19 protein-coding genes are annotated in these 23,496 nt (G+C 50.4%); 6 read left to right on the forward strand and 13 right to left on the reverse strand.

Translation table 11 applies throughout. The features are described 5' to 3' along the window. Window positions 1–20: 20 nt before the first annotated feature. Together gldJ and L1278_RS04970 are read right to left on the reverse strand one after the other, a co-directional pair. A complete protein-coding gene (gene gldJ / locus L1278_RS04965; protein ID WP_253401502.1) occupies window positions 21–1,256 on the reverse strand; it encodes a gliding motility lipoprotein GldJ in 1,236 nt (411 codons plus the stop codon). Between the two features lie 63 nt (window positions 1,257–1,319). Further along, window positions 1,320–2,333, reverse strand: coding sequence for a PorP/SprF family type IX secretion system membrane protein (locus L1278_RS04970; protein WP_256488441.1), 1,014 nt, complete (start codon window positions 2,331–2,333; stop codon window positions 1,320–1,322). A gap of 106 nt (window positions 2,334–2,439) precedes the next feature. Here L1278_RS04970 and L1278_RS04975 point away from each other — a divergent pair, with 106 nt between their 5' ends. Next, on the forward strand, window positions 2,440–5,469 hold the full coding sequence (locus L1278_RS04975) for an AsmA-like C-terminal region-containing protein (protein ID WP_253401506.1): 3,030 nt from the start codon (window positions 2,440–2,442) through the stop codon (window positions 5,467–5,469). 264 nt (window positions 5,470–5,733) lie between these two features. After that, window positions 5,734–6,525 carry a DUF4382 domain-containing protein gene (locus L1278_RS04980; protein ID WP_253401508.1) on the forward strand — a complete coding sequence of 264 codons (792 nt, stop codon included), beginning with the start codon at window positions 5,734–5,736 and terminating at the stop codon, window positions 6,523–6,525. A gap of 132 nt (window positions 6,526–6,657) precedes the next feature. Here L1278_RS04980 and L1278_RS04985 read toward each other — a convergent pair whose 3' ends face one another. The 11 genes from L1278_RS04985 to L1278_RS05035 form a co-directional block, all read right to left on the reverse strand. Continuing rightward, window positions 6,658–7,134 carry a DinB family protein gene (locus L1278_RS04985; RefSeq protein ID WP_253401510.1) on the reverse strand — a complete coding sequence of 159 codons (477 nt, stop codon included), beginning with the start codon at window positions 7,132–7,134 and terminating at the stop codon, window positions 6,658–6,660. A 1-nt stretch (window position 7,135) separates the two neighbouring features. Further along, window positions 7,136–7,531 (reverse strand): hypothetical protein, encoded by a 396-nt coding sequence (locus L1278_RS04990; protein WP_253401512.1) that lies wholly within the window; start codon window positions 7,529–7,531, stop codon window positions 7,136–7,138. Between the two features lie 96 nt (window positions 7,532–7,627). Further along, window positions 7,628–8,014 (reverse strand): diacylglycerol kinase family protein, encoded by a 387-nt coding sequence (locus L1278_RS04995; RefSeq protein ID WP_253401514.1) that lies wholly within the window; start codon window positions 8,012–8,014, stop codon window positions 7,628–7,630. An 87-nt stretch (window positions 8,015–8,101) separates the two neighbouring features. Continuing rightward, a complete protein-coding gene (locus tag L1278_RS05000; protein ID WP_253401516.1) occupies window positions 8,102–8,413 on the reverse strand; it encodes a peptide-methionine (R)-S-oxide reductase in 312 nt (103 codons plus the stop codon). A 23-nt stretch (window positions 8,414–8,436) separates the two neighbouring features. Then, on the reverse strand, window positions 8,437–8,832 hold the full coding sequence (locus tag L1278_RS05005; protein WP_253401518.1) for a methionine-R-sulfoxide reductase: 396 nt from the start codon (window positions 8,830–8,832) through the stop codon (window positions 8,437–8,439). 94 nt (window positions 8,833–8,926) lie between these two features. Next, on the reverse strand, window positions 8,927–9,703 hold the full coding sequence (locus tag L1278_RS05010) for an SDR family NAD(P)-dependent oxidoreductase (protein ID WP_253401521.1): 777 nt from the start codon (window positions 9,701–9,703) through the stop codon (window positions 8,927–8,929). Between the two features lie 219 nt (window positions 9,704–9,922). Beyond that, entirely contained in the window at window positions 9,923–10,804 is an 882-nt protein-coding gene (locus tag L1278_RS05015) for a hypothetical protein (protein ID WP_253401523.1), read from the reverse strand. 64 nt (window positions 10,805–10,868) lie between these two features. Further along, entirely contained in the window at window positions 10,869–11,891 is a 1,023-nt protein-coding gene (locus L1278_RS05020) for a hypothetical protein (RefSeq protein ID WP_253401525.1), read from the reverse strand. A 450-nt stretch (window positions 11,892–12,341) separates the two neighbouring features. Beyond that, the gene (locus L1278_RS05025) at window positions 12,342–13,280 is read right to left on the reverse strand and encodes a TerC family protein (protein ID WP_253401527.1); all 939 of its coding nucleotides are present in this window, start codon (window positions 13,278–13,280) and stop codon (window positions 12,342–12,344) included. Window positions 13,281–13,571: 291 nt separating this feature from the next. Further along, window positions 13,572–14,969, reverse strand: a complete 1,398-nt coding sequence (gene fumC / locus L1278_RS05030) for a class II fumarate hydratase (RefSeq protein ID WP_253401530.1) — start codon at window positions 14,967–14,969, stop codon at window positions 13,572–13,574. Between the two features lie 110 nt (window positions 14,970–15,079). Further along, window positions 15,080–15,796 (reverse strand): hypothetical protein, encoded by a 717-nt coding sequence (locus tag L1278_RS05035; protein WP_253401532.1) that lies wholly within the window; start codon window positions 15,794–15,796, stop codon window positions 15,080–15,082. A 267-nt stretch (window positions 15,797–16,063) separates the two neighbouring features. Here L1278_RS05035 and L1278_RS05040 point away from each other — a divergent pair, with 267 nt between their 5' ends. The 4 genes from L1278_RS05040 to L1278_RS05055 all read left to right on the forward strand — a co-directional run bounded on the left by L1278_RS05040 (window position 16,064) and on the right by L1278_RS05055 (window position 23,465). Further along, window positions 16,064–19,003, forward strand: a complete 2,940-nt coding sequence (locus tag L1278_RS05040; RefSeq protein WP_253401534.1) for a CHASE domain-containing protein — start codon at window positions 16,064–16,066, stop codon at window positions 19,001–19,003. A gap of 69 nt (window positions 19,004–19,072) precedes the next feature. Continuing rightward, window positions 19,073–20,458 carry a DNA repair protein RadA gene (gene radA, locus L1278_RS05045; protein ID WP_253401536.1) on the forward strand — a complete coding sequence of 462 codons (1,386 nt, stop codon included), beginning with the start codon at window positions 19,073–19,075 and terminating at the stop codon, window positions 20,456–20,458. Window positions 20,459–20,652: 194 nt separating this feature from the next. Beyond that, window positions 20,653–22,068, forward strand: a complete 1,416-nt coding sequence (locus tag L1278_RS05050) for a TlpA disulfide reductase family protein (protein ID WP_253401538.1) — start codon at window positions 20,653–20,655, stop codon at window positions 22,066–22,068. Window positions 22,069–22,277: 209 nt separating this feature from the next. Beyond that, entirely contained in the window at window positions 22,278–23,465 is a 1,188-nt protein-coding gene (locus L1278_RS05055) for a hypothetical protein (protein WP_253401539.1), read from the forward strand. Window positions 23,466–23,496 lie beyond the last annotated feature (31 nt).

Here is a 23,496-nt window from a genome sequence, read left to right on the forward strand (position 1 = left end):
ATAGTATTAACTGTTAGTTCTTATCTGTTAGATCCAGCGTTAATCATCGCGCAACGGAAACCGATTGTTGCTGTAGATGAATCCTGCGCCATGAATCTTCTGGTGCCTGGAGATAGCCAGTAAGCTACATCTTTCCATGAACCTCCTTTGAAAACGCGTACTTCGTTGCTGATCAGGGAATGGAAACCTTCTGCTGTGTCATAGTTTTCAGCTTCATCTTGATAGCCGTCTCTGCGGAATGGGTTCAGATCTTCTACATCCTGGAATGAAAGTGGGCGGTAAACGTCCTGCACCCATTCGTTCACGTTACCAGCCATGTTGTACAGACCGAAGTCGTTTGGCGGATAAGCGTAGATGTAGTCCGTAATCATGGCACCATCGTTGAGTGAGCCAGCTACACCGGCATAGTCACCACGGCCGCGCTTGAAGTTCGCCAGGAACTGGCCCATTTTTTTGCCGTGTGGGTTACGTAGCTGGTGGCCATCCCAAGGGTATAGTCTTCTGTTGTTCTGGTTTTCGTCTTCGTTGTACTGCGTACCGATCAAAGCCTGGGCAGCGTACTCCCACTCAGCCTCTGTTGGGAGACGGTAGTTCGGCAACACATAGCCAGACTCGATGGAAAGAGCAGTTGCTTCGGTTGCTTCCTCTGTACGGTTTCTTCCGAAAAGACCTCTTTTCTTTGTATCACCAGTTGTTGCTTCTTTGGCCAGGTTCTCGTTCACCTTAGCCGTACGCCAGGTGCAGTAGTCGTTGGCCTGTAGCCAGCTCACACCTACCACCGGGAAGAAACGGAAACCAGGGTAACGCAGGTAATACGTTACATAAGGGTCGTTGAAAGAAAGCTGACGGGACCATACAGTCGTGTCCGGAAGAGCAGCTACGTATACCTCAGGTATAGAGTCACGCTTCAGGTAGTGCAGGTACTCCAGCCAGTGGATGTTAGCCACCTCAGTTTCGTCCATGTAAAAAGAAGCTACCGTTACCGTGCGCTCGATATTGTCGCGGGTCATGGCGATGTCCTCCTCCATAGAGCCCAGCGTGGTACGGCCACCTTCAATAAATACAAGACCCGGTGCCTGAGGGAAATCCTCGTAATCGTTTACCTGAAACGCAGTTTCGTCCTCGTTGTATTCAATACCCGTGGCCGAGCTGTAATCGCCTGGGTCAGTGCTAGTTGGATAGCCGCCACCTTTGCCACATGATGCAAGGAGAGCCCCTCCTACTACAACGGCAGATACATACTTAATAAGCTTCATAGATTAGGACCTACTAATGATAAGGTTCTTTTAATGTAATTTAACGTGCAATTATAACTAAATTCAGAATGCCGGACAAACAATGTTATGGTTTATTTTGGACGATCGACGGCCTGTGAACAAATTATTTAAGTTAAGTTGTTCAAAAACGAGCGAAATTTCATTCGCCCCTCCCGCCTGCCTGCCAAAACCCTTCACTCCCACGTCGTGGCTGAAGCCGATGCGGAGCCTGTTGAGGCTTACACCTGTGATCACGCCTAAGCTCTGATCCTGCTCGGCACCCGTTACAGGGACTCCTTTATATATTACTCCTAACGCCAAAGGCGAATAGATAGTATACAGGGCTAAATCAACACGGCTAAAATTTTGCTGATGGGTAAGATTCAGGGCCGGGCTTACGCTAAACTCGGCATTGCTGCGCACAAGGCCAGTGCTAAGATAAAACTTATACCCGGCATTTGCTACAAACCGCAGGGGCAGACGAGTCGTCTCATCAAAGCCATAGTTTGGCTGGTTGAGGTGCGATACGTTGAGCCCTGCCCAGAAATTGTTATTGTACAAGATGCTCCCCACGGCAAAGCTTACATAATTAGTAGGATCGAACCGGCCGGCCTCGGCTGAAGTGAGGGCAGTTTGGCCGTAGTCAGAGAGCTGGTCGCCAAACACCAGGTTATCGTAATTGACACGTAGCGAGGCAACAGTGGTTTGTAGGCCGGCAGCGAGAGCCAGGTTTTCGGTGAGGCGGGTGTGGTAGGCGTAGGCCAGGGCGGCCTGCAGTTTTTGTAATCCGCCAATACCGGCGCGGTCTTGCTGCAGTACCATCCCAATTGCACTTTTGGTGCCCTCAAAACGATAGTCGGCTGAGAGCTGATTGGTGATGAAGGATCCGTTGAGCGAAGGCCACTGGTTGCGGTGGGCAATGGCCACACTCCAGTCGCGGCCCAGTCCGCTAAAGGCAGGATTCAGGTATAGCCGGTTGGCGTACTGTTGCGTAAAATGCGCATCTTGCCCTGTTGCTTGCAGGCCGCAGAGGCAAATCATCAGGCAAAAAAGTAATTTTGTGAGGCCTATACGCATACTTTCAGTACTCCTGAACGGTTATTGCTACAGAGCTTGTATAATTTCTGCATGGTTTTCGCTATAAAATTATATAGCTTAGCTTTTACTAAACGCAACCACCTATATGAAAAAAGTAGTTATCGGTTTTTTTGTCTTCTTAGCAGTATTGTTGGCTTTCGCGGCCTTAGTGCCCCTGCTCTTCAAAGATAAAATTAAACAGGCCCTGGACAAAGAGATCGCCAAGAATATCAATGCCTCCGTTGTGTATGCGACAGATGATGTAAGCCTTTCCCTTTTCCGGGATTTCCCGAACATGTCGCTGGGGGTGGAGAACCTGCTGGTTGTTGGTCAGGATTCCTTTGCAACCGATACGCTGGCGAAGGTCCCTTCTTTCAGAATGGGCCTCGACCTGATGAGTGTCATTACGGGTAACCGGGTTAAGGTGAACAGCATCAAACTCGATGACCCGACCATTCGTTTGCTCGTGCTCAAGAGCGGCAAGGCAAACTGGGACATTTTCATCTCCGATACCACCACAACCGCTGAAGCCGACACAGCAGCCAGCGACTTCCGGATGGCGATAAAGCAATGGGATATCACCAACGGCACCCTGTTCTACGACGACCTGAGCATTCCATTCGGGATGGCGGCCTACAACGTGCAGCACACTGGCAGCGGCGACTTTGAGAAGAGCATCTTTGATATGAAATCGCAGACCACCGCCGACCGCTTTGTGATGACCTACGACGGCGCAAACTACATCGAAAACGCCGTGTTGGACGCTGACGTGACCATGGCAATGGACCTCGACAAGTTCCTCTTTACCTTTAAAGACAACCACATCCGTATCAATGAACTGCCGGTACAATTTGCCGGTACCATTTTGATGCCCGAAGAAGACATTGACCTCGACCTAACTTTTAAAGCTGCTGACACCGACTTCAGAAGTGTGCTTTCTGTGGTGCCGGGTATGTTCAAAGAAGATTTTAAGGACATCAAGACGGAAGGTAACCTGAGTTTTGACGGCTATGTGAAGGGGCGTTTCAACGATACCCTGATGCCGGGCTTCGGCACGGAGCTAAAAGTGAGTGAAGGTATGTTCAAGTACCCTGACCTGCCGCAGGCCGCCCGCAACATCAACGTAGACATGCGCATCGACAATCCGGATGGCAACATGGAAAACACTGTGGTAGATGTTCGCAAGTTCCACATGGACATGGGTAAGAACCCGATTGATGCCCGCGTGCTGGTGAAAGGTATAGAAGTGATGCAGGTCGACGGTAACGTAAAGGCCGACATCGACCTGGACGAAGTAACCAAGGTGTTTCCCGTGGAAGGTATGACGCTGCGTGGTCTGCTGAAAGTGGATGCCGATGCAAAGGGCACTTACAGCGAAAAGAGCATGCCGGTAATCGACGCCGACATGCGCCTAACCAACGGTTATGTGAAGTCAAAGGACTTCCCCGCTCCTATCCAGAACTTGAATGCTGTGGTAAACATCCTCAACAAAACAGGCAACACCGACGACACCCGTATTAATGTAGAGCGCTTCAACATGACCCTGGACGGCGAACCGCTGGAGGGCCGCATGCTGGTGCAAGGTATAGCGAGCCCTGCTTTCGATGGCCAGATAAAAGGTATACTGGATCTGGAGAAGCTCACCAAGATTTTCCCGCAGGAAGGTATGACCGTAACCGGCCGCATCAATGCCAACGTGGCAGCCAAAGGCAAGATGTCGGATATCGAAGCTGAGAAGTATGGCAACGTGATGGCAAACGGCACCATGGGAATCAAGAACCTGAGCTTTGTGAGCACCGATCTGCCGCAGGGCTTAAAAATCAGCAGTGCTGACGCCGTGTTCAACAACGAGCGCATTCAACTTAACAACATGAACGGCTTCCTCGGCCAAAGCGACTTCAAAGCCAGCGGCTCGGTGTCTAACTACATAGGCTATGCCCTGGCCGAAAACCAGTCGCTGCGCGGTAACTTCAACCTGAGCTCCAATACCTTTAATGTGAACGAGTGGATGGTGGACGAAAACACCGGGCAGACTACAGATGCCACAGCCGAGGCTGAGGGCGTAGTGCCGGTACCGGAGAACCTGGACATCACCCTGCATGTAGATGCGAAGCAGGTGCTTTATGACAACCTGAAGCTTAACAATGTGGATGGCCGCGTGCTCGTGAAGGACAAAGTAGCCCGGTTAGAGGCTGTGAAATTCAATACGCTGGGCGGCGCTTTTGTAGCCAGTGGCAGCTACAACACCCAGAGCCTGAAGCAGCCGCTATTTGACATGAAGCTTGACGTGCAGAACCTGAGTTTTAAAGAGGCCTTCAATGCTTTTAATACCATTAAAGTAGTTGCCCCTATTGCAGGTCTGCTCGACGGTACCTTCTCCACTAAGTTTAACTTTAATGGAGAGATAGGTCAAGACATGATCCCGATTTTCAAGACACTGGACGGATCAGGTATAATCGATGTAGTGAAAGCTGCCGTAAGCGATGTGAAGATCGTGGACCAGATCAGCCGGCTCACTCATTTTGAAGAGCTGCAAAACTTCGTCATCCAAAACAAGCGTATCGATGCCCAGATCATAGACGGTAGCCTGGTCATTCGCCCGTTTGACATGAAAGTGGGCGACATACAAATGACAGTAGGCGGCTCTAACAACGTGAACGGCAACATCGACTATGTGACCGCGCTTAATGTGCCGGCCGGTAAGGTAGGCCGTGAACTGAACACCCGACTGGGCAGCCTGATCGGCAACGAGGCCCTGAAGACATCAGATCGCATCACCCTGAACCTGAACATTGGCGGCACATTGTCGGAGCCGCGTGTGGCGCTGGCGGGCGGCAGTGTCAAGGGGCAGGCCAAAGACCTGGTAGAAAGTGTGGTGAAGAGCAAAGTGGATAATGCGAAAATGCAGCTGGAGCAGAAGAAGCAACAGGTGCAGGACAGCGTGCGCAACGAATTGGATCGCCGCCGACAGGAAGCCGAGGACAAGGCGCGTCTGGAACTGGAGAAAAAGCGACTGGAAGCCGAAAAGCAGATCAAAAAACAGGCAACTGATAAGATAACGGACTTCCTGAAACCCAGGGCAAAACCAGCTACCCCACCTGCACAGCCTGATACCACAAAGGTACAGCAGCAGTAAGGTATAAATTTATAAAGGTGAGGCCCTAAGGCAATTGCACTCTTTTAAACAAGCAAAAGCCGGCAGCCGATAATGGTTGCCGGCTTTTATTTTCTTAAAGCTATATAACATTGTTAGACTATTTATCGTTTTGCATTCGCAGGGATCGGAGAAACCAAACAAATCCATATTCCTGAGTAAAGAAAATATAGCGATATCTGATTCTTCATTCTATCTTCATTTAAGGTACAGATATTTGCTATGAAACTTAAATATGTAATTTTTATGAAAGCAAAATTTGTAATTCCTTTTCTGATGAGTGGCCTGGTGTGGTTCAGTTCCTGCGACAGCGAGTCCGACAGCAATGGCACTGCCCGTATGGAAGTACGCATGACGGACGCCCCTGGCGACTACGACGAGGTGAACGTGGACATCCGCTCCGTGCAGATCCACAAAGAGAATACAGACAGCGAAAGCGGCTGGCAAACGCTCGACGAGATCAACCCAGGTATATACAACCTGCTTGACTTTGCCAACGGACGCGACACGCTGCTTGCTTCTGCCAACCTGCCGGCGGGCACTATTTCCCAGATCAGACTGGTACTAGGAGAGAACAACTCGCTTAAGCTTAAGAATGGCGAAGTGGTTGGTCTGAAAACGCCAAGTGGACAAACTTCGGGAGTGAAGTTACAACTGAACGCCGACCTGCGCGAAGATGTAACTTATGTGGTATTGCTGGACTTTGATGCAGCCAAGTCGGTTGTAGCGAGAGGTAATGGACAGTATAACCTGAAGCCAGTAGTACGCACCATTACCCAGGCAATAGCGGGTGGTATAAAAGGCAGAGTAACGCCAGCTGAGGCTAAACCAGGTATTTATGTGATTTCTGCTGAAAATGACACTATCGGTGGTTTTGCCAATGAAAACGGCGATTTCCTGATCAAAGGTGTGAAAGCGGGTACCTATTCGGTGAAGTTCTATACCGCGGGTGCTGTAAACGACACGACCCTAACAAACATCAGCGTTTCACAGGATCAGATTAAAGACCTGGGGACGGTTAATTTGCCAACAAAATAAGTTTCTGAAACAAGCTATACCTGGCTTGTCTTATTCTCTAAAGTAAACAAAAAGGGAGCCTTTCATCGTGAAGGGCTCCCTTTTTCATTTAAAGTCTGATTATCTTTTGTCTAAAAATCCTTTGTAGACCAATTAATATACCTGCCCCATCAGTTCACGCACGTACGTCACGTAATCGGTGTTGGGCGGGGTATGGCCGCACTTGCGCAGGTCAGTGGCTACCTGAGCGCGGTGGTAAGTGGCATGGTTGAAGGCGTGGGTCAGGATATCGAGTACGCGGGTGCTATACTTGTGACCTTGGCTGTTGGTGTAGTCGATCAGGCGGTTAAACTCTTCGTCGTCGGAGTTGGCAACCAGTTGGGCTATTTTGTACGAAGCATACTGGTGCAGCTTGTGCAGTTCCTCGAGGCTGTGCTCCTGCCATACCTTCACCGGACTCTCAGTGCCGGTGATGCGGGCTATCCAGATGGCCTGCGCATTGAGCGCGTGGCTAAAAAGGCGCGCTGCGTTAGCGGGCAACTCTGGCAGCGAATCGAATACGTGCAGCATCGTCTGGTTGGCCCAGATGTTATATTCCGAAAGGTTCTTTAATACGTCGTTTCCAGTCATCTCAATTATATTCTCTTTTATCTTCCCAAATCAAGGTCTCGTTTGTCCTGGCATCCAAAAAATCCGCACAGCGACCGTCGCCCTGGCCAGTTATGCCGCCTTCAGGCTCGCACAGCAGGTTGCCATTAGTATCGTATACCCTGGAGGGGATGTCGCAGCAACGACTGGTCAGATAGTAGACCTCCTGCTCCTTATAGGTATAGCGGTATACCTTGGCCGGTGGGTTGGCTACGTCTTCCTGCTCCAGTTCCCGGATGAGCTCACTCAGCCAGCCTGTCGGAGCGGCCTTTTCCTGCTCCACTCCGGAGCTTGTAGGACTGCTCGCTGTCTGGCAACTGACAAAAGACGTCATCAGCAATAGTGTAAGTGCCCACACAAGTATTTTTGGTGCAGCCATAGCGGTTAATTTTCAAACGAAGCGCAAAGGTAGGATATTTATGGCTAAACACCGATTCAAGTGCAGCATTATACCTGTACCTGCCATTTGCGGCAATTACAATTCAGTGTTTACGTACTCGACCCAATAAGGTATGAAGATGATCAAACCAACAACCGCAGCAGTAATAGCCGCCATCAGCACCGCACCGGCCGCCAGGTCTTTGGTTTTGCCTGCCAGGATGTTATGCTCCGGCGACACCAGGTTGGTAAGCGTTTCGATGGAGGTGTTGAAGATCTCGGCCACCCACACCATGCCGATGCAAAGAATAAGCAGGCACCACTCCACCCGGGTAACTTCAAAGCCATAAGCCATGCCAAGCACAACGATGCTGGCCAGCACATGCAGCTGCATGTTACGCTCGGAGCGGAAGACGGCCGATAGGCCATTGAAAGCAAACCGGAAACTGTTTAAGCGGCTTCTGATAAAAGAGGGTCGGCTCATGCTAGCATCTATCAGGGTGAGGATATTTAGTTTTTGCTGTGGTTTACTGTGCAGGCAGGTATAAAGTTAAAGCATAGCCCGCTCTGGTTATTCTACAAAACGGATGGTAGCCTGGTTGATGCAGTAGCGGACTTGTGTGGGCGTGCGTGCATCTTCGAAGAGATGGCCCAGGTGCTGACCGCATTTGCCGCACAACAGCTGTGTGCGCTCCCGCTCGTACGTGCTGAGCGTCTTGTGGATAACATGGTCGCCAAACTGCTCCCAGAAGCTTGGAAAGCCAGATCCGACTTCAAATTTCCTGCTCGCCTCGAACAGTGTATAGCCGCAACAAGTACAGACATAAATACCGCTTTCATCTTTGCGGTCACTAGCCGATAACTGTTGCCTGTGCCTGAACATTTGCCTGCGGCTATACCTGTGATTTACTTTTCCAGATCTTCGACCGGTACAAATTTCATGGAGAGGGAATTGACGCAATGGCGGACATTTTTAGGGGTAAGGTACTCCCCCTCGAACACGTGGCCCAGGTGGCCGCCGCAGTTGGCGCAAACGATCTCGGTGCGATGTCCGTCCGGATCAGGTATACGCTTCACGGCGCCCGTTATCTCATCATCAAAGCTTGGCCAGCCACAGTTCGATTCAAACTTGTATTCGGAGGTATAGAGCGGCGCATTGCAGCGGCGGCATAGGTATACCCCTTCTCCTTTAAAGTTGTTATACTCCCCAGTGCCCGGGTATTCGGTGCCCTTGCGCACAATGATGCGCTCTTCGTCTGGTGTCAGTTTGTTATATTCAGATGGGTCTTTCGCGATTTTCATAAGCTTAACAGTAATTAATTTGTGCATACAAAGGTATACAAATAACGCACCACAAGGGTGTTTATGACAGGATGACCGGGGTATCAGGTATAGGCTATGCTCCCTGCCCCATGTACTGCGACAGGCCGCCATCCATAAAGTAGCTCGATCCGGTCACGTAGTCAGCGTCCGAGGAGGCCAGGAACAGCACTACTTTGGCGATCTCTTCTGGCCCGCCCGCCCGCTTCATCGGGATATTCTGTTCGCTCTCTTCGCGTTTTTCTTTGTCATCTATCGCCTCCTGGTTCATGGGCGTCAGGATCATGCCGGGGCAAACGTTGTTCACGTTGATACCATCTTCCGCCAGTTCCAGGGCCAGAGTGCGGGTGAGGTTGCGAACACCGGCCTTGGAGGCGCAGTAGTCTGCTGTGCCCGCCGACACGATCTCCTCGTGCACCGACGATACATTGACGATTTTGCCTTTGCCTCCCTGCTGTTTGCGGTGCCGGATAAAAGCGCGGGAGCAGAAGAAGGTACCATACAGATTGGTCTTGATCGTTCTGTCGAAAACTTCCGTGTCCATGTCGGCTACGTTGATGCCAGAGCCATTTACCGCTGCGTTATTCACAAGTATATCGATGGAGCCAAGCTCTTTCAGGGCCTGCTCAAAAAGCTTTTCCACCGCCTGCTCGTCACTGATATCTACCTGCAGCACTATACCTTTCCTGCCCTGTTTTTTCACTTCGCTTAGCGTCTTCTCCGCGCCTTCTTTGTCGGTATGGTAGGTCACCACAACATCCGCCCCTTCTTTAGCGAATTCAATAGCCGTAGCCTGGCCTATACCTGAGTCGGAGCCAGTGATCAGGGCCACTTTGTTTTTAAGTTTATCCATAGGTATGTGTTTAGGTATAGCATTACTAAGCATACTTATGGTAGAGGCAGATGGTTATAGTAGAATGTAGCATCTCCTGCAACTAGATGCGCGTGTATACCTGGAATAGGTGATAGGTTAGTGCAGCCGCCTTTGCCGGGGAATTTTTTTTGGTAGGTATAGCTTGTTGAAGGGTTGGTCATGGTACTATGTTACGATATGTATTGGCAAGTACCACTGCTAAACCCGAGAGGTTGAGGTTAAATATTTAAACTCAGATGCACATCTATTTGTACTCTCATCAATAATTAGGTTCAGATATCTAATATAAGAGCGATTGAAAGGAAGAGTTGTCCGAGCCAGATTTACTTTTTCAGCAAAATCAAGTATAGATTGAAGTTGATTTCTAGACTCTAATGTGAAATTAGGGTCCACCTGTAGGAGGGCTAAGTAGCTCCAGTCTTGAAACTCTGAGAATATGGGAAAGTGAGAGTTGATAATATCTATGATATATACTTTAGTATCCTGTGATAGAAGGAAATCTTTAGATATACTAGTCCATTTATCAGAATTAAGCAGATCCTCCTTTAATAGGTATACGTTTCTTTCTATCTGCTTTGCTTGCCTATTTGACCTGAATTCAGTCGATATTCTTAAATATGAATTATGACTAGTATAATTTCTCAAATCTTGAATAAACCGGTGCTGTGGATTCTTGATAAACCAAGCTTCTTTACCTAGTTTAAATTTGCTTTCTAATTCCGGTTTTAGAGAAATGTAGTTTTCGACCTTGCTTCTAGAGTAATCTACTGTTGCAAATACACTGGTTAGATAGTTAAAGAGCTGAGTTGTAATCATCCTTTGCTGTCTCCATCTATATTTTGAGTTAATGTTATTCCAAACTTTTGAATGATTTTCAGCTGAGATGTGGTAATTTACTAAATCAATAAGTTGAAAGTAATTATACCTAAGAATAGATAATACCTGCCGATTCGCTTTTAAGAATAGGTAAAACTTGTAAAACTCCCCACTCTTAAAGTGGTCTAGTTCTCTAAGATATGTGAAGGTGCCTTTACCCTTTACTTTCTCGTATAATTTTACTATATCTTCTTTTTCATTCATAAAACAATATACAAAAAAAGCAGCCCCTTTCAGAGCTGCTTTCCTGTTTATTCAGTTTCCAAACCTACTCCTCTAACTTAAGCGGGTAATCGGAGCAGCGGGCTTCTATTACCCTGAAGCTGCCATATTCTTTCTTCAATGACGCAGAAGGATCTGCATTGACAGGTATAAGCTGCTGTTCGCCGCGCTGTGTTTTGATCTCCAGAGACTCTCCGAATGCGTTGGCCGCCGAAGCTGCGATCTTAAACGCGGTGCCCGGTTTCATGCCTTTCGCTTCAAATACTACGTTGCCGCTGTTCCCTTCCTGCACCGACTTTACGGTGACATTGGCAGGTTTTTCTCCGGTATATTCCAGCCACAAGGTATGCACATCCTGATAGCGGGCGTCATCGTAGCGTCCCTGTCCTTCAATGCACAGCTGCAGACGTGCCACAGCGCCAGAACCTACTTTGCTCCGTTCATTTCCGAAAGTCACGATGGCTTTTGCTACGCCAGGTACATTGTTAAAAGACACAATTACAGTAGAGTTTTTCTCTCCGGTCGGGATTTCCTTCTGCTCCAGCAACTGGCCGCTGCGGCTATAGAGTTCCACTTTAGAGCCTTTGTCCTCGTCGGCAATATCCGTGAAAACCATGGTTTTCATTGTAACCGTGCTCACGGGCGAGAAGTCCAGCACAAGGCGGCCGCCTTCGCGGTTGGCTTTCTGACCGGTGCCATCACCTACTGTTAGCAGGCCATTCATCGCCAGCATGTTGGCATCCATCCAGTTCACGAGATCGGTAGCCGGATCGTGCGCGTCGAGCAACAGTGCCGGCGTTTCCGGAAGATACTTGCCATTTTGCCCTCTCTTCTGGGCCTTTACAATCATGACGGCACCATCCTCTTCTATCACGTCAGCTGTGCGGGGCAGTGGGCCTTCACCAAATGACTGCACCAGGTTGCAGGTTGTCGGGTCGTAGCCGATCAGGTTATCGCTTTGCGCAGTAGCCATAGGCGCAACAACATCGTGCTCGTCGGTGCGCTCACAGGAGAAAAGGAAAAGGGAAGCGAAAGCAATGGCGAATGTTTTTGTACTAAATGTTTTCATAGGGAAAATAACTGGGTGAAAAAGAAAATAAAAAAGCCTATGTATTGGTTAAAGAATTGAAATATTAAAATTGCATTATGTACTGCGGTAATCGTCGTGCATTAAACTAATGCATAGCCATTGAGATTCGCCCTAGTTGGTCGAATGTAGGTTAATAGGTAACAAGAAGGGGTATGTTGCTTACTTGAAGCTTCTGGGTTGGGATACGTGACTTATTCCGGAACTGTTTAAGAAATTGGATTAAAATCGAGGATTTTCTTTAACCAGATGTTGAGAAATGCAGGAGATAAGATTTTGGCGGATAATTATTTTAGGACGAATTAAATTGTACTTTAAAGCCAAGCAAAAAAGCAGCCCCTCTCGGAGCTGCTTTTTCTGTTGTATCATCTAAAACGTGAAGCTTCCATCAGACGGCAGCTTCATCCTTCTAACCGAAGAAAAGGACCATCACTACATCCCCTGCCCGTTCATTCGATTGTCCTTCCTTGTTTTCACAAAAGACAAAACGATACTAAAGATCAGGATGATGGCGATCACCAGCAGGGATATGAAAGTAGGGATCTTGAAAATATCGATCAATAGCATTTTCGTGCCTACAAATGTCAGTATGATGGCAAGACCGTAGGACAGGTAAACAAAACGGTCTACTACGTGGGCGAGGGCGAAATACAGCGAACGCAGTCCCAGGATGGCGAAAACGTTAGAGGTATAAACGATGAACTGGTCCTGCGTAATGGCAAGTATAGCCGGAATGCTGTCCACAGCAAAGATCAGGTCGGTGGTTTCGATCAGTATCAGTACCAAGAACAAAGGAGTTGCAAGCCGCTTGCCGTCGACTTTTACGAAAAACTTGTCGCCATGCAATTGGTTTGTCACTGGCATCACCCTCCTGAAAAACTTGATAACCGGGTTGTTTTCCGGATCGATTGACGTGCCCTTATTCGTAAACATTTTGTATCCGGTATAGATCAGGAAGGCACCAAAAATGTAAATAGTCCAGTGAAACTTCTCGATGAGGGCAACGCCAGCGAAAATAAAGATCACGCGCATGACCAGCGCCCCGAGGATACCCCAAAACAGGATCTTGTGCTGATAGATGGCAGGTATACCGAAATAACCAAAAACAAGCACAAACACGAAGATATTGTCTACACTCAGCGATTTCTCAATAAGGTAACCGGTCAGAAACTCTACCGCTTTCGCCTCACCAAACCAGTAATAGATAAGCCCGTTAAAAGTTAATGCAAGGCTGATCCAGACGCCTGACCAGGTCAGGGCTTCTTTTACAGAAACTACGTGTGCCTTCCGGTTAAAAACCCCCAGGTCAAGGGCAAGCATAAGCAGCACGAATACGTTGAACCCAATCCAAAATGAAGCATTTACTTCCATAAGTGTTTATATAATTAAAGTTAAGCTACAGCGCTTATAAGGTGTTTGTTAAAAGCAAGACCTGTTTTGTTTACAAATTTAATCAGAACGGGTTCTAAGCACATGATGTTTTTAACTACAGGCACCAAAACAAGATAGAAAACACGAAAAGCAGCCTAAACAGCAACTACTTTTCCTTAAACTAATAGTAGCTATAGAAGAATAGGTGTATAAAGTATATGAGGTCTCATTGTAAAACTAAAAAGCAGCCCCAATTGGAGCTGCTTTTGCTTTGTAAGTCAGATGTATTTTTTACTTCTTCAAGCTGCCGATCATATCTTCCGGCTTCACCCACTCGTCGTACTGCTCGTTTGTCAGCAATTCGAGTGCGATGGCCGCCTGGCGTAGGGTAGTCCCTTCTTTGTGGGCTTTCTTCGCGATTTTGGCAGCATTATCGTAACCGATATGCGGGTTTAGGGCCGTTACCAGCATCAGGGAGTTCTCGAGGTTCTCTTTAATGCGGGCCGTGTTCGGCTCTATACCTACAGCACAATGCTTGTCGAACGAGTCGCAGGCGTCGCCGATCAGTTGGGCGCTCATCAGCAGGTTGTAGATCATCACCGGCTTGAACACGTTCAGCTCGAAATGGCCGTTCATGCCACCAACTGAGATTGCCACGTCGTTGCCAATTACCTGGGCACATACCATGGTCATAGCCTCGGCTTGCGTTGGGTTTACTTTGCCTGGCATGATAGATGATCCTGGCTCGTTTTCAGGTATAAGAATCTCGGCTATACCTGAGCGCGGACCAGAAGCCAGCAAACGAATGTCATTAGCGATCTTCATCAGCGACACAGCCAGTTGCTTCAGGGCGCCGGAGGTTTCTACCATGGCGTCATGCGCGGCAAGTGCCTCGAACTTATTGGGAGCCGTACGGAACTCATGGCCAGCGTACTTGGATATCTTCTCAGCAACCAGCTCTGCATAGCCAGCTGGTGTGTTCAGGCCTGTACCCACGGCAGAGCCGCCCAGCGCGAGGTCTTTCAGGTGGTCCAGCGTGTTGTTCAGCGCCTTCATACCATACTCCAACTGCTTCACGTAACCAGACAGTTCCTGGCCCAGTGTCAGTGGCGTGGCGTCCATCAGGTGCGTACGACCGATTTTCACTACATCCATAAACTCCTCAGACTTCGCCTGCAGCGTGTCGTGCAGTTTCTTCACCATGGGCAACGTGTGCTCCACCACCTTCTTATAAGCGGCAATGTGCATGGCTGTCGGGAAGGTATCATTAGAAGACTGCGACTTGTTCACGTCGTCGTTCGGATGGATCTTCTTTTTCTCATCCATCAGGTTGCCGCCCAGCACTACGTGCGCACGGTTGGCCACCACTTCGTTCACGTTCATGTTCGACTGCGTGCCCGAGCCTGTCTGCCATACCACCAGCGGAAACTGGTCGTCGAGCTTGCCTGCCAGAATCTCGTCGCATACCTGCGAGATAATGTCTGCTTTGTCCTGCGCCAGCACACCCAGCTCGGCATTGGCCTGTGCCGCCGATTTTTTAAGGATAGCGAAGGCCTCAATTACCTCTTTCGGCATCTGCTGACCACCGATCGTGAAGTTTTCTTTTGAGCGCTGTGTCTGCGCGCCCCAGTATTTGTCGGCAGGCACCTCAATCGGGCCCATCGTGTCTTTCTCTACGCGAACTTGCATATCGTTTATACTTAGGTTTAAAGGATCAGTTTAACTCCGGCAAAACTACGAAAATATTCTTTCACGGCCGCTGTACAGGTATAATCAGGGTATGGCCTATACCTACCTGTTTATCGGATCACGCGCTTGCCCGAGCGGTCGGACAAAAGGGCAATCATATCTAAGGGCACAGGCTTCAGGTAAGATGTGTTCAGGATGGTCTGGTCTTCGAACGTGATGAGGTACCCGCCCTCCTCACTCAGGTAGTGGATGCTCTCGATCGCGCTGTGCGGGTAGGTGCGCTCCTGGTTGAGCATGTTGGTCAACTGCACCTGGTTTTCGTCTACGTTCACATGCCAGCGCATGGCAAACCAAAGCACCACTACCGAGATACCCAGCATGAAAGCAAACAGGATACGGTAGATACGGGTGGAGCGAATCCCTTCCTGCTGGATCAGGTATTGTCTGTACAGGTCCAGGTCCTGGCTAAGGAGCGTGCTCTGTGAGAGTCGCAGCGGCAGCAGCGCCGTGGTGAGACCCAGCAGCAGGCCAGGCGCAAAGAAGGCCTTGAAATTGGGCGTCAGCACAAACATGTGCTCCGAGGATAGGTGCAGTATGCTGGCGAGCATGGCCAGCGCCCCTGCAAAGAACACGGAGAGCACCGAGGCAAAAACAAAGTAGGCAATTGTCAGTTGCCATTCTTTCTTCTGCATGTAGCGCGACTCGTCGGCGCTTATGGAAGCCTTCTGCCCTGCCGGTGATAGCCGGCGCAGCGCATAGCGCAGCACAGGCAGGAGTACAGCCACAGCTATGAAACTCAACAGCAGGCTTTTCAGAATATCTATCATGGTAAAAAGATGTTTAATGTAAAATTAACACGCAAAGCCCAATTTCCTGTATTTAATTCGGCATTATCCATTTAATTATAGATAACTCAGGTATAACCAAGGGCTGGCTCGCAGTGCCGCCACCTCTGGATTTTAAGCCCCCTAAATGTTGCAGGGGTTACAATAAATTCGTTATTTTTGATGACCTAACCATTGAACTAAGTGCTGCTGCCGGCCGTTGTTTTGCGCAAGGCCGGTGTTTTTTTGAATAGCCTGTTCATTTCATTTATGAAACTTTCCAAACTGGTAGCGTTTGTCCGGGAGTATCTGATCGCGATCTCGTCTTTTCTGCTTATTTTTCTGTTAACACTTTTTATTTACTCAGAGACGAAGAAGAAGGCGCTGGAGCGAAACGAAAAACTCTTCGAACTAAAGGCAGTACAGGCTACTCAGGCACTGGAACTGCGCATGCGCGACTATACCCAGATACTGGTGGGGGCGAAGGCTCTTTTCGTGGCATCCGACACAATTACCCGCGAAGACTGGGCACAATATTACAGGACGCTGAAGCTGGAGGAAAACTATCCTGGCATACAGGGCGTGGGCTATACCCATTTTGTGAAACCCGAAGAGTTGCCTGCCCATATCAGCCGCTTTCGCAAGGAAGGTTTCAAGGATTATGCTATCCGTCCGGACAACCCCCGTTCTACCTATACCTCCATCATATACCTGGAGCCGCTCGACAAACGCAACCGGCGGGCCATAGGCTACGACATGTTCAGCGACTCGACACGGCGCTCGGCCATGCAGATGGCCCGTGATACCCGCAAACCGGCACTGTCTGGCAAGGTAAGGCTCGTGCAGGAAACAGGAGTGGACGAGCAGGCCGGCTTCCTGATCTACCTGCCCATTTATGAGGACAATGCCGAGCCCGAATCCATCAAGGAGCGCCAGCGGCTGATCAAAGGGTACGTTTACAGTCCTTTCCGGGCCGAAGACCTGATGTTGGCTGTGTGGGGGAGTAATTACCGCGACCTGGATATAGAAGTGTACGATGGCACTGGCTTGGGAAAAGAAGACCTGCTTTTCAATACAGACAGCGTGTTGCATTATCATGCTGCTAAAAAACCGGAGCTTGACATGCTGAGTACCCTGAGCATCGGCAATCAGACATGGCGCGTGTACTTTTCTGCCAAGCCCTCGTTTGCGCGCTCCGCCGATACTGAACTACCTTACTTTATTTTGCTGGGTGGTACCATCATCAGTTTGCTGATGTTCTTCATCATCTGGTCGCTCATCAATACGCGCCGCTCCAACAGCCTCAAACAGACGATTACCGACAATGCCACGGCGGCCCTGTTTATCATCGACGCAGATGGCATTTGTACCTTTATGAACCCGGCCGCAGAAGAAATGACCGGCTTTGACTTCTCGGAGATGCAGAACAAGTCGCTGCACAAGATGGTGCACCACACCAGGCCGGACGGCACGCCATACCCCGCATCAGATTGCCCACTGCTCAGTGCGCTGCGTAACGGGGTGAAGTCGAAGGGAGTGTACGAGGAGGTATTCGTGCGTAAAGACGGCAGCTTTTTCGACGTATCCTGTGCAGTTCACCTGATCAAAGACGGCAGCCGCGAGGCCTATGCTATCATTGAGGTGCAGGACATTACAGAAGAGAAGCGAGCTCAGCAAGCTATTATTGAGAGTGAGGCCCGCTTCCGTACAATGGCCGACAACGCCCCCGTGATCATCACCATCCTCGACATCTGGAAGCAGAGCGTGTATGTGAACAAGCAGTGGCTTGACTTTAGCGGGCAGAACTTCGAAGACAGCATCAACTTCGGCTGGCAGCAGATCATCCATCCGCAGGACATGCCGGGCTTTGATGAGCAGTATAACAGCGCCCTTGCCTCAGAAAGCGATTTCAGTATAGAGGTGCGCATGCGTCGTCATGATGGGCAGTACCGCTGGATGGTGGTGACCTGCACGCCGCGCGTCGGTACTAATGGAGACTTCCTGGGGCATATCAGTTCGGCCATCGATATTACGGATATAAAAGAGGCGGACCGCAAAGTGAAGCAGAATGCCGAGCTGCTCCAGAAGCTATTCCTTGAGGTGCCGGCCTTGGTAGGGCTTGTGCGCGCCTCGGACCAGCAGTACCTGTTGGCCAATCCGCTTTATCGTAAGCTGTTCGGTAACCGCCTGCTGGTAGGCAAAACGCTGCGCGAGGCCCATCCCGAACTGGAGTACCGGGGTGTATTGGAGGAGATAAAGAAGGTATTTGGAACCAGCTCCCCTTATGTAGGCAAGGAAGTGTCCCTCATGGTGGATAACCACAACAACGGCAGCCTGACGCAAGGTTATTTCAACATCGTGATACAGCCGCTCATGGATGCGAAGGGCAAACCGGAGGCAGTGCTCATTTTTGCGGTGGAGGTAACAGAATTGGTAAAGGCCCGCACCAAGCTCGTGTCGACCAATGAGGAGCTCAGCCTGAAAAACATGGAGCTGCTGCGCACCAACAACGACCTCGACAACTTCGTCTACACCGCCTCGCACGACCTGAAGTCTCCGATTGCCAATATGGAGGGTCTGTCCAACCTGCTGCGCGACATCCTGGAAGGCAAGCTGGAGGGCGAAGACAAGCAGCTGCTTGACATGCTGGCAGACGCGATCGACAAGCTGAAACGGACCATTGCCGACCTGGCAGAGATCACCAAAGTGCAGAAAGGGTTGCACGCCAAAGTGGAGCCACTGGAGTTTGAGCACATATTGCAGGATGTGATGCTGGATATTGACAGTCTCGCAAAGGAGTCGAATGCGAATGTGCAGGTAGATTTCCAGGTGAAGAATCTGCTGTATGCCCGCAAGAACCTGCGTAGCATCATTTACAACCTAGTGTCTAATGCACTCAAGTACCGTAAGCCGGATCAGGCGCCGGAGGTGCACATCAGCACCTATATGGAAGATGATTATGTGGTGCTGCGCGTACAGGACAATGGGCTTGGCATCAAAAAAGGACAGGAGCAAAAGCTCTTTAACATGTTTAAGCGCCTGCACAATCACGTAGAAGGCACAGGTATAGGCCTGTACATTGTGAAGCGGATTATTGAAAACAATGGCGGCCGCATAGAGCTGGAAAGCGAATTGGGACAAGGTACCACCTTCAGGGTATACTTTAAGCAGGTGCCGGTAGAAGAAGCGGTAAAACCAGAACAGGTATAGCACTCCTTTTTAATCAATTTAAGAACACGTCAGCCCGAATTCAAAAGGGCTGCATAGGTATAAAGCTGAATGGCTAAAATCAAAACTTCTTATTTCTGCCAGAACTGCGGGGCGCAGTCAGCCAAGTGGATTGGCAAATGCCCTGCCTGCGGCGAGTGGAACACCTACGTGGAGGAAGTGGTGCAGCGCGAAGAGCTCACCCCTACCAGCGTATGGAAAGTAGGCAATACCAGCAGTTCGGCGCAGGTGGCCAACAAGCCTAAACCCATTGCCGACATCAACTACCAGGAGCAACAGCGCATCCAGACCGTAGACCAGGAACTGAACCGGGTGTTGGGCGGCGGCATTGTGCCGGGCTCCATGGTGCTGATAGGCGGCGAGCCAGGTATAGGCAAGTCCACGCTGATGCTGCAGATTGCCCTGAGCCTGACGGGGCTGCGGGTGCTGTATGTGAGCGGCGAGGAAAGTGAGCACCAAATCAAAATGCGGGCTGAGCGCCTCAATGCCCAGACCTCCGACTGCTTCATCCTGACCGAAACCGGCACCCAGAACATCTTCAAACAAATAGAGCAGTTGCGCCCGCAGGTACTTATCATCGACTCCATCCAGACGCTGCATTCATCCTTCATAGAGGCCGGGGCGGGCAGCGTGAGCCAGGTGCGCGAATGTACAGCGGAGTTGCTGAAGTTCGCCAAAGAAAGTGGTACGCCCGTTTTCCTGATCGGGCACATCACCAAAGAAGGCAACCTGGCCGGGCCTAAGATACTGGAGCACATGGTGGACACGGTACTGACCTTCGAGGGCGACCGCCACATGACCTACCGCATTCTGCGCACCTCCAAGAATCGTTTTGGCTCTACTTCTGAGCTAGGCATTTACGAAATGCTGGGCACAGGCCTGCGAGAAGTGAGCAACCCGTCTGAGATACTGATTTCGCAGCGTGAGGATGCATTCAGTGGTATAGCTATTGGCGCGACGCTGGAAGGTAACCGCCCTTTGCTGATCGAGGTGCAAAGCCTGGTAACGCCTGCCACTTACGGCACGCCACAGCGCACCAGCACCGGCTTCGACGGCAAGCGTCTGAACATGCTGCTGGCCGTGCTGGAGAAACGTGGCGGGTATAGACTCGGTGCACAGGACGTGTTTCTGAACATAGCCGGCGGCCTGAAGGTGGAAGACCCCGCGCTTGACCTGGCCGTGTGCGCCTCCATCCTCTCTTCTTTCGAGGACATTGCCATACCCAGCACCTCGTGTTTTGCAGCGGAAGTAGGCCTTGGCGGCGAGGTGCGGGCTGTAAACCGTATCGAAAACCGTATTACCGAAGCCGAGAAGCTGGGCTTCCGGGACATCTACATCTCCAAGTACAACAAGAAAGGCGTGGAGCTGAGCAAGTTTTCGATTAACGTGCACGCTTTTGGACGATTGGAGGAAGTGTTTGCCTCCCTGTTTGGTTAGAATTGTGCTTTAAGCAGGAAGGATTTCTATCTTTCGTATAACTTTTAGGGCAGCGTTGGGATTTGGAATTATATTCTATATAATTAATGTTGAGTGCGTTAGCTGAGCGGTTACCCGTCCTGGACGGGGAGATCGGATTTGCGGCTAACTCAACCAAAATTAGATTCTATAAGACACCCCTACCCACTGTACCTATGAAACGGACGCTTACCCTATTGCTGGCATGCATGCTGGCAACGCATTGCCTGTTGGCTCAAAGTACCGTTACCATTACGGGAAAAGTTCAAAAAGGCCTGCAGGATGACATCTTCATCGCCTCCCTCCCCTCTTTATTATTTCCGGAAGAACAGCGCACATTTGCCGAGGTGAACAAGGGCCGTTTCAGGTTTGAGCTGCCCGTTAGCAAACCTATGACAGTTGAGCTGGTGTACGGCGACGAATCAGTGCCGCTATACCTGGAGCCGGGCTTTGAACTGCAGGTTTCGTTTGCAGCTGGCAAAATGCTCAAGACGCTGAAATACAGCGGACAGGGCGCCAACGAAAACAACTACCTGGCCTTGCATACCTATCGCTTCGACGAGGAGGAAGATTACCAGACCCTGCCCGACAATGTGCGGCTTTCAGAACAGGCGTTTCTACAGTTTCTGGAATTCCGCAAGGAAGACCAGCTGGCCATCTTCGAAAAAAAGATAGAAGCCAAGCCGGTGAGCGAACATTTCCGGCAAATGATACTGGCTGAGATCGAATATAGCTACGCCAACGATCGCCTCACCTTTTTCGATATGCGCGAGCTGATGCGACTGCCAATGCAGCTTAGTCCTTCTGCCACCTACTTCGATTTCCTGGATGACCTGGAAATGGAGGGGCCTGCCAGTCTGGAGGCCATCAGCTTCCCGGCTTTTCTGCGCAACTACATCCGGTTTATAGGGCAGCAAGCCAAGCTGGAAACGAGCGACATACACTACTATAAAAAGGTGTACGATGAGGTGAGCTATACTTTGCAGGGGCCGGCGCGCGTAATGGCGCAAGCCTACCTCATACGCCTGTCGCTGCAGCAGGGCAACGTGCTGCACCTGCCCGCCATGCTGCAGGATTTCAGCCAGAACGAAGGTATAGCCGCCGTGCACACCAACTTGTTGCGCCAGTACGAGAGCCACCCGGGCCTGGGTATAGGCAGCGCCGCTCCTGACTTCAGCCTGAAGGATATAAACGGGGAGCTGGTGTCGCTCAGCGATTTTAAAGGCAAGATTGTATACCTGAGTTTCTGGCGCACGGACTGTGGCCTGTGCATGGTAGAACAACCGCATGCGCAGGAACTGGCCCGAAAACTACAGCCCCACGACGTGGTGCTCATAAATATAGGAGTAGATGAAAACGAACAGGCCTGGCGCAATGTGGTGCAGTCGAGAGGGTTTGGCGGCGTGCAGCTATACCTGAAGGGACAGGGCCACGAACTGGCCCGAAGGTATGGCCTCAAAGACGTGCCGGCTTACTTCCTGATAGACGAAGATGGCACCATCCTGAGCACAAAGCCCCGTCGCCCCATAGACAGGGAAGTAGAAAAGGAAATTCTGCAGCATGTGATGAGCAACCGCGCCTCCCGCAGGTAGGCAGCTATGCCTTATACTTTTTCAAGAGCCGCCTGTCGCGTTAACGTGACAGGCGGTTTTGTTTTTGGATGCTGATCCCTTCTTTACTGATGCATAAATAACCGTGCATTTGTTTGGTGCGTAATTAAAGCCTAACCCCTCTACGCAACGGGGCAATCAAAAGAAATTGATTGTTTGAGATATCCTTATTCATTTAACCGCTAGAAAATATGGCTTTAATCAACAAAAGTGACATTGAGAAACTGCTTAATGTGCAGAGCAACACGAAGGGCGCACTTTGCATCTCTATTTACATACCTACACACCGCGCCGGCCACGAAACCCTGAATGGTCAGAATCAGACACTCTTTAAAAACAAACTGAAAGAAGCGCGCGCCCTGCTGGCCAGGCACGATGTGCCAGAGGCAGAAATTAACGCCTACCTGCAGCCTGCCGAAGGACTACTGGACGACACCGGATTCTGGCGCCACCAGGCCGAAGGGTTGGCCGTGTTTCTGACCAAAGGCTTCTCGGCGCACTATACCCTCCCGGCCACCATGCCAGACGTGGTATACGTGCTCGACCAGTTCCACTTCACACCCATGTTGCCGCTCCTGAGCCAGAACGGCCGTTTCTTTATCTTGTCGCTTTACCGCGAACGTATCGGTTTTTACGAAGCCACTATTGAACGCATCCGGCAGATAGACATCAGTGCTTTTGCGCCGGAGAGCATGAACGAGGCGCTCAAGTTCACGCTGAAAGGTAAAGACCAGGATTTCCATAACTCGACCACAACCGTAAACGGCTCCAATATTGTGCACGGGGCGGGTGCCAGCAAAGGCGACGAAGAGCACGACGAGGTAATTGAGTTCATTCACGAGATAGACAACAGCCTGCAGGAGATTCTGCACAACGCCACCGAGCCACTCGTGCTGGCCGGCGTGGACCACTACTGCGCCCTGTACCGCAAGTTCAGTAAGTACAAGCACATTGTGCCGCAGCACATCAACCTGAACGAGAGCGCCGCAGGTATGAGCCCGCAGACCATACACGAGAAGGCGCTGGAAGTGATGAAGCCGCTGATGCAGCAGAGCCATACCGACTCGCTGAGCCGCTACGAGAACGTGGCAGGCACCGGCGTAACGTCCGAAGACATTGCCACGGTAGCCGCCGAAGCGGTGCACGGCCGCGTCGACACGCTGTTTATTACGCCAAGTAACCCGGTGTGGGGACGCTACGATGCCAAGAGTGCCGTGGCCGAAGTGCACAAAGACTACCAGCGCGGCGACGACGACCTGATTAACCTGGCGGCCATCAAGACGCTGGCGCAGGGCGGTAAGGTATACGTGAGCAGCTACAACGGTTTGGCCGAGGTGAGTGAAGATGGTGGCAGCGTAAAAGCGCTTTTCCGTTACTAAACAACACGTAATTTTGGCCGTTAGCGCCAGA

The sequence above is a fragment of the Pontibacter sp. HSC-36F09 genome (assembly GCF_024171605.1).
GTDB lineage: Bacteria > Bacteroidota > Bacteroidia > Cytophagales > Hymenobacteraceae > Pontibacter.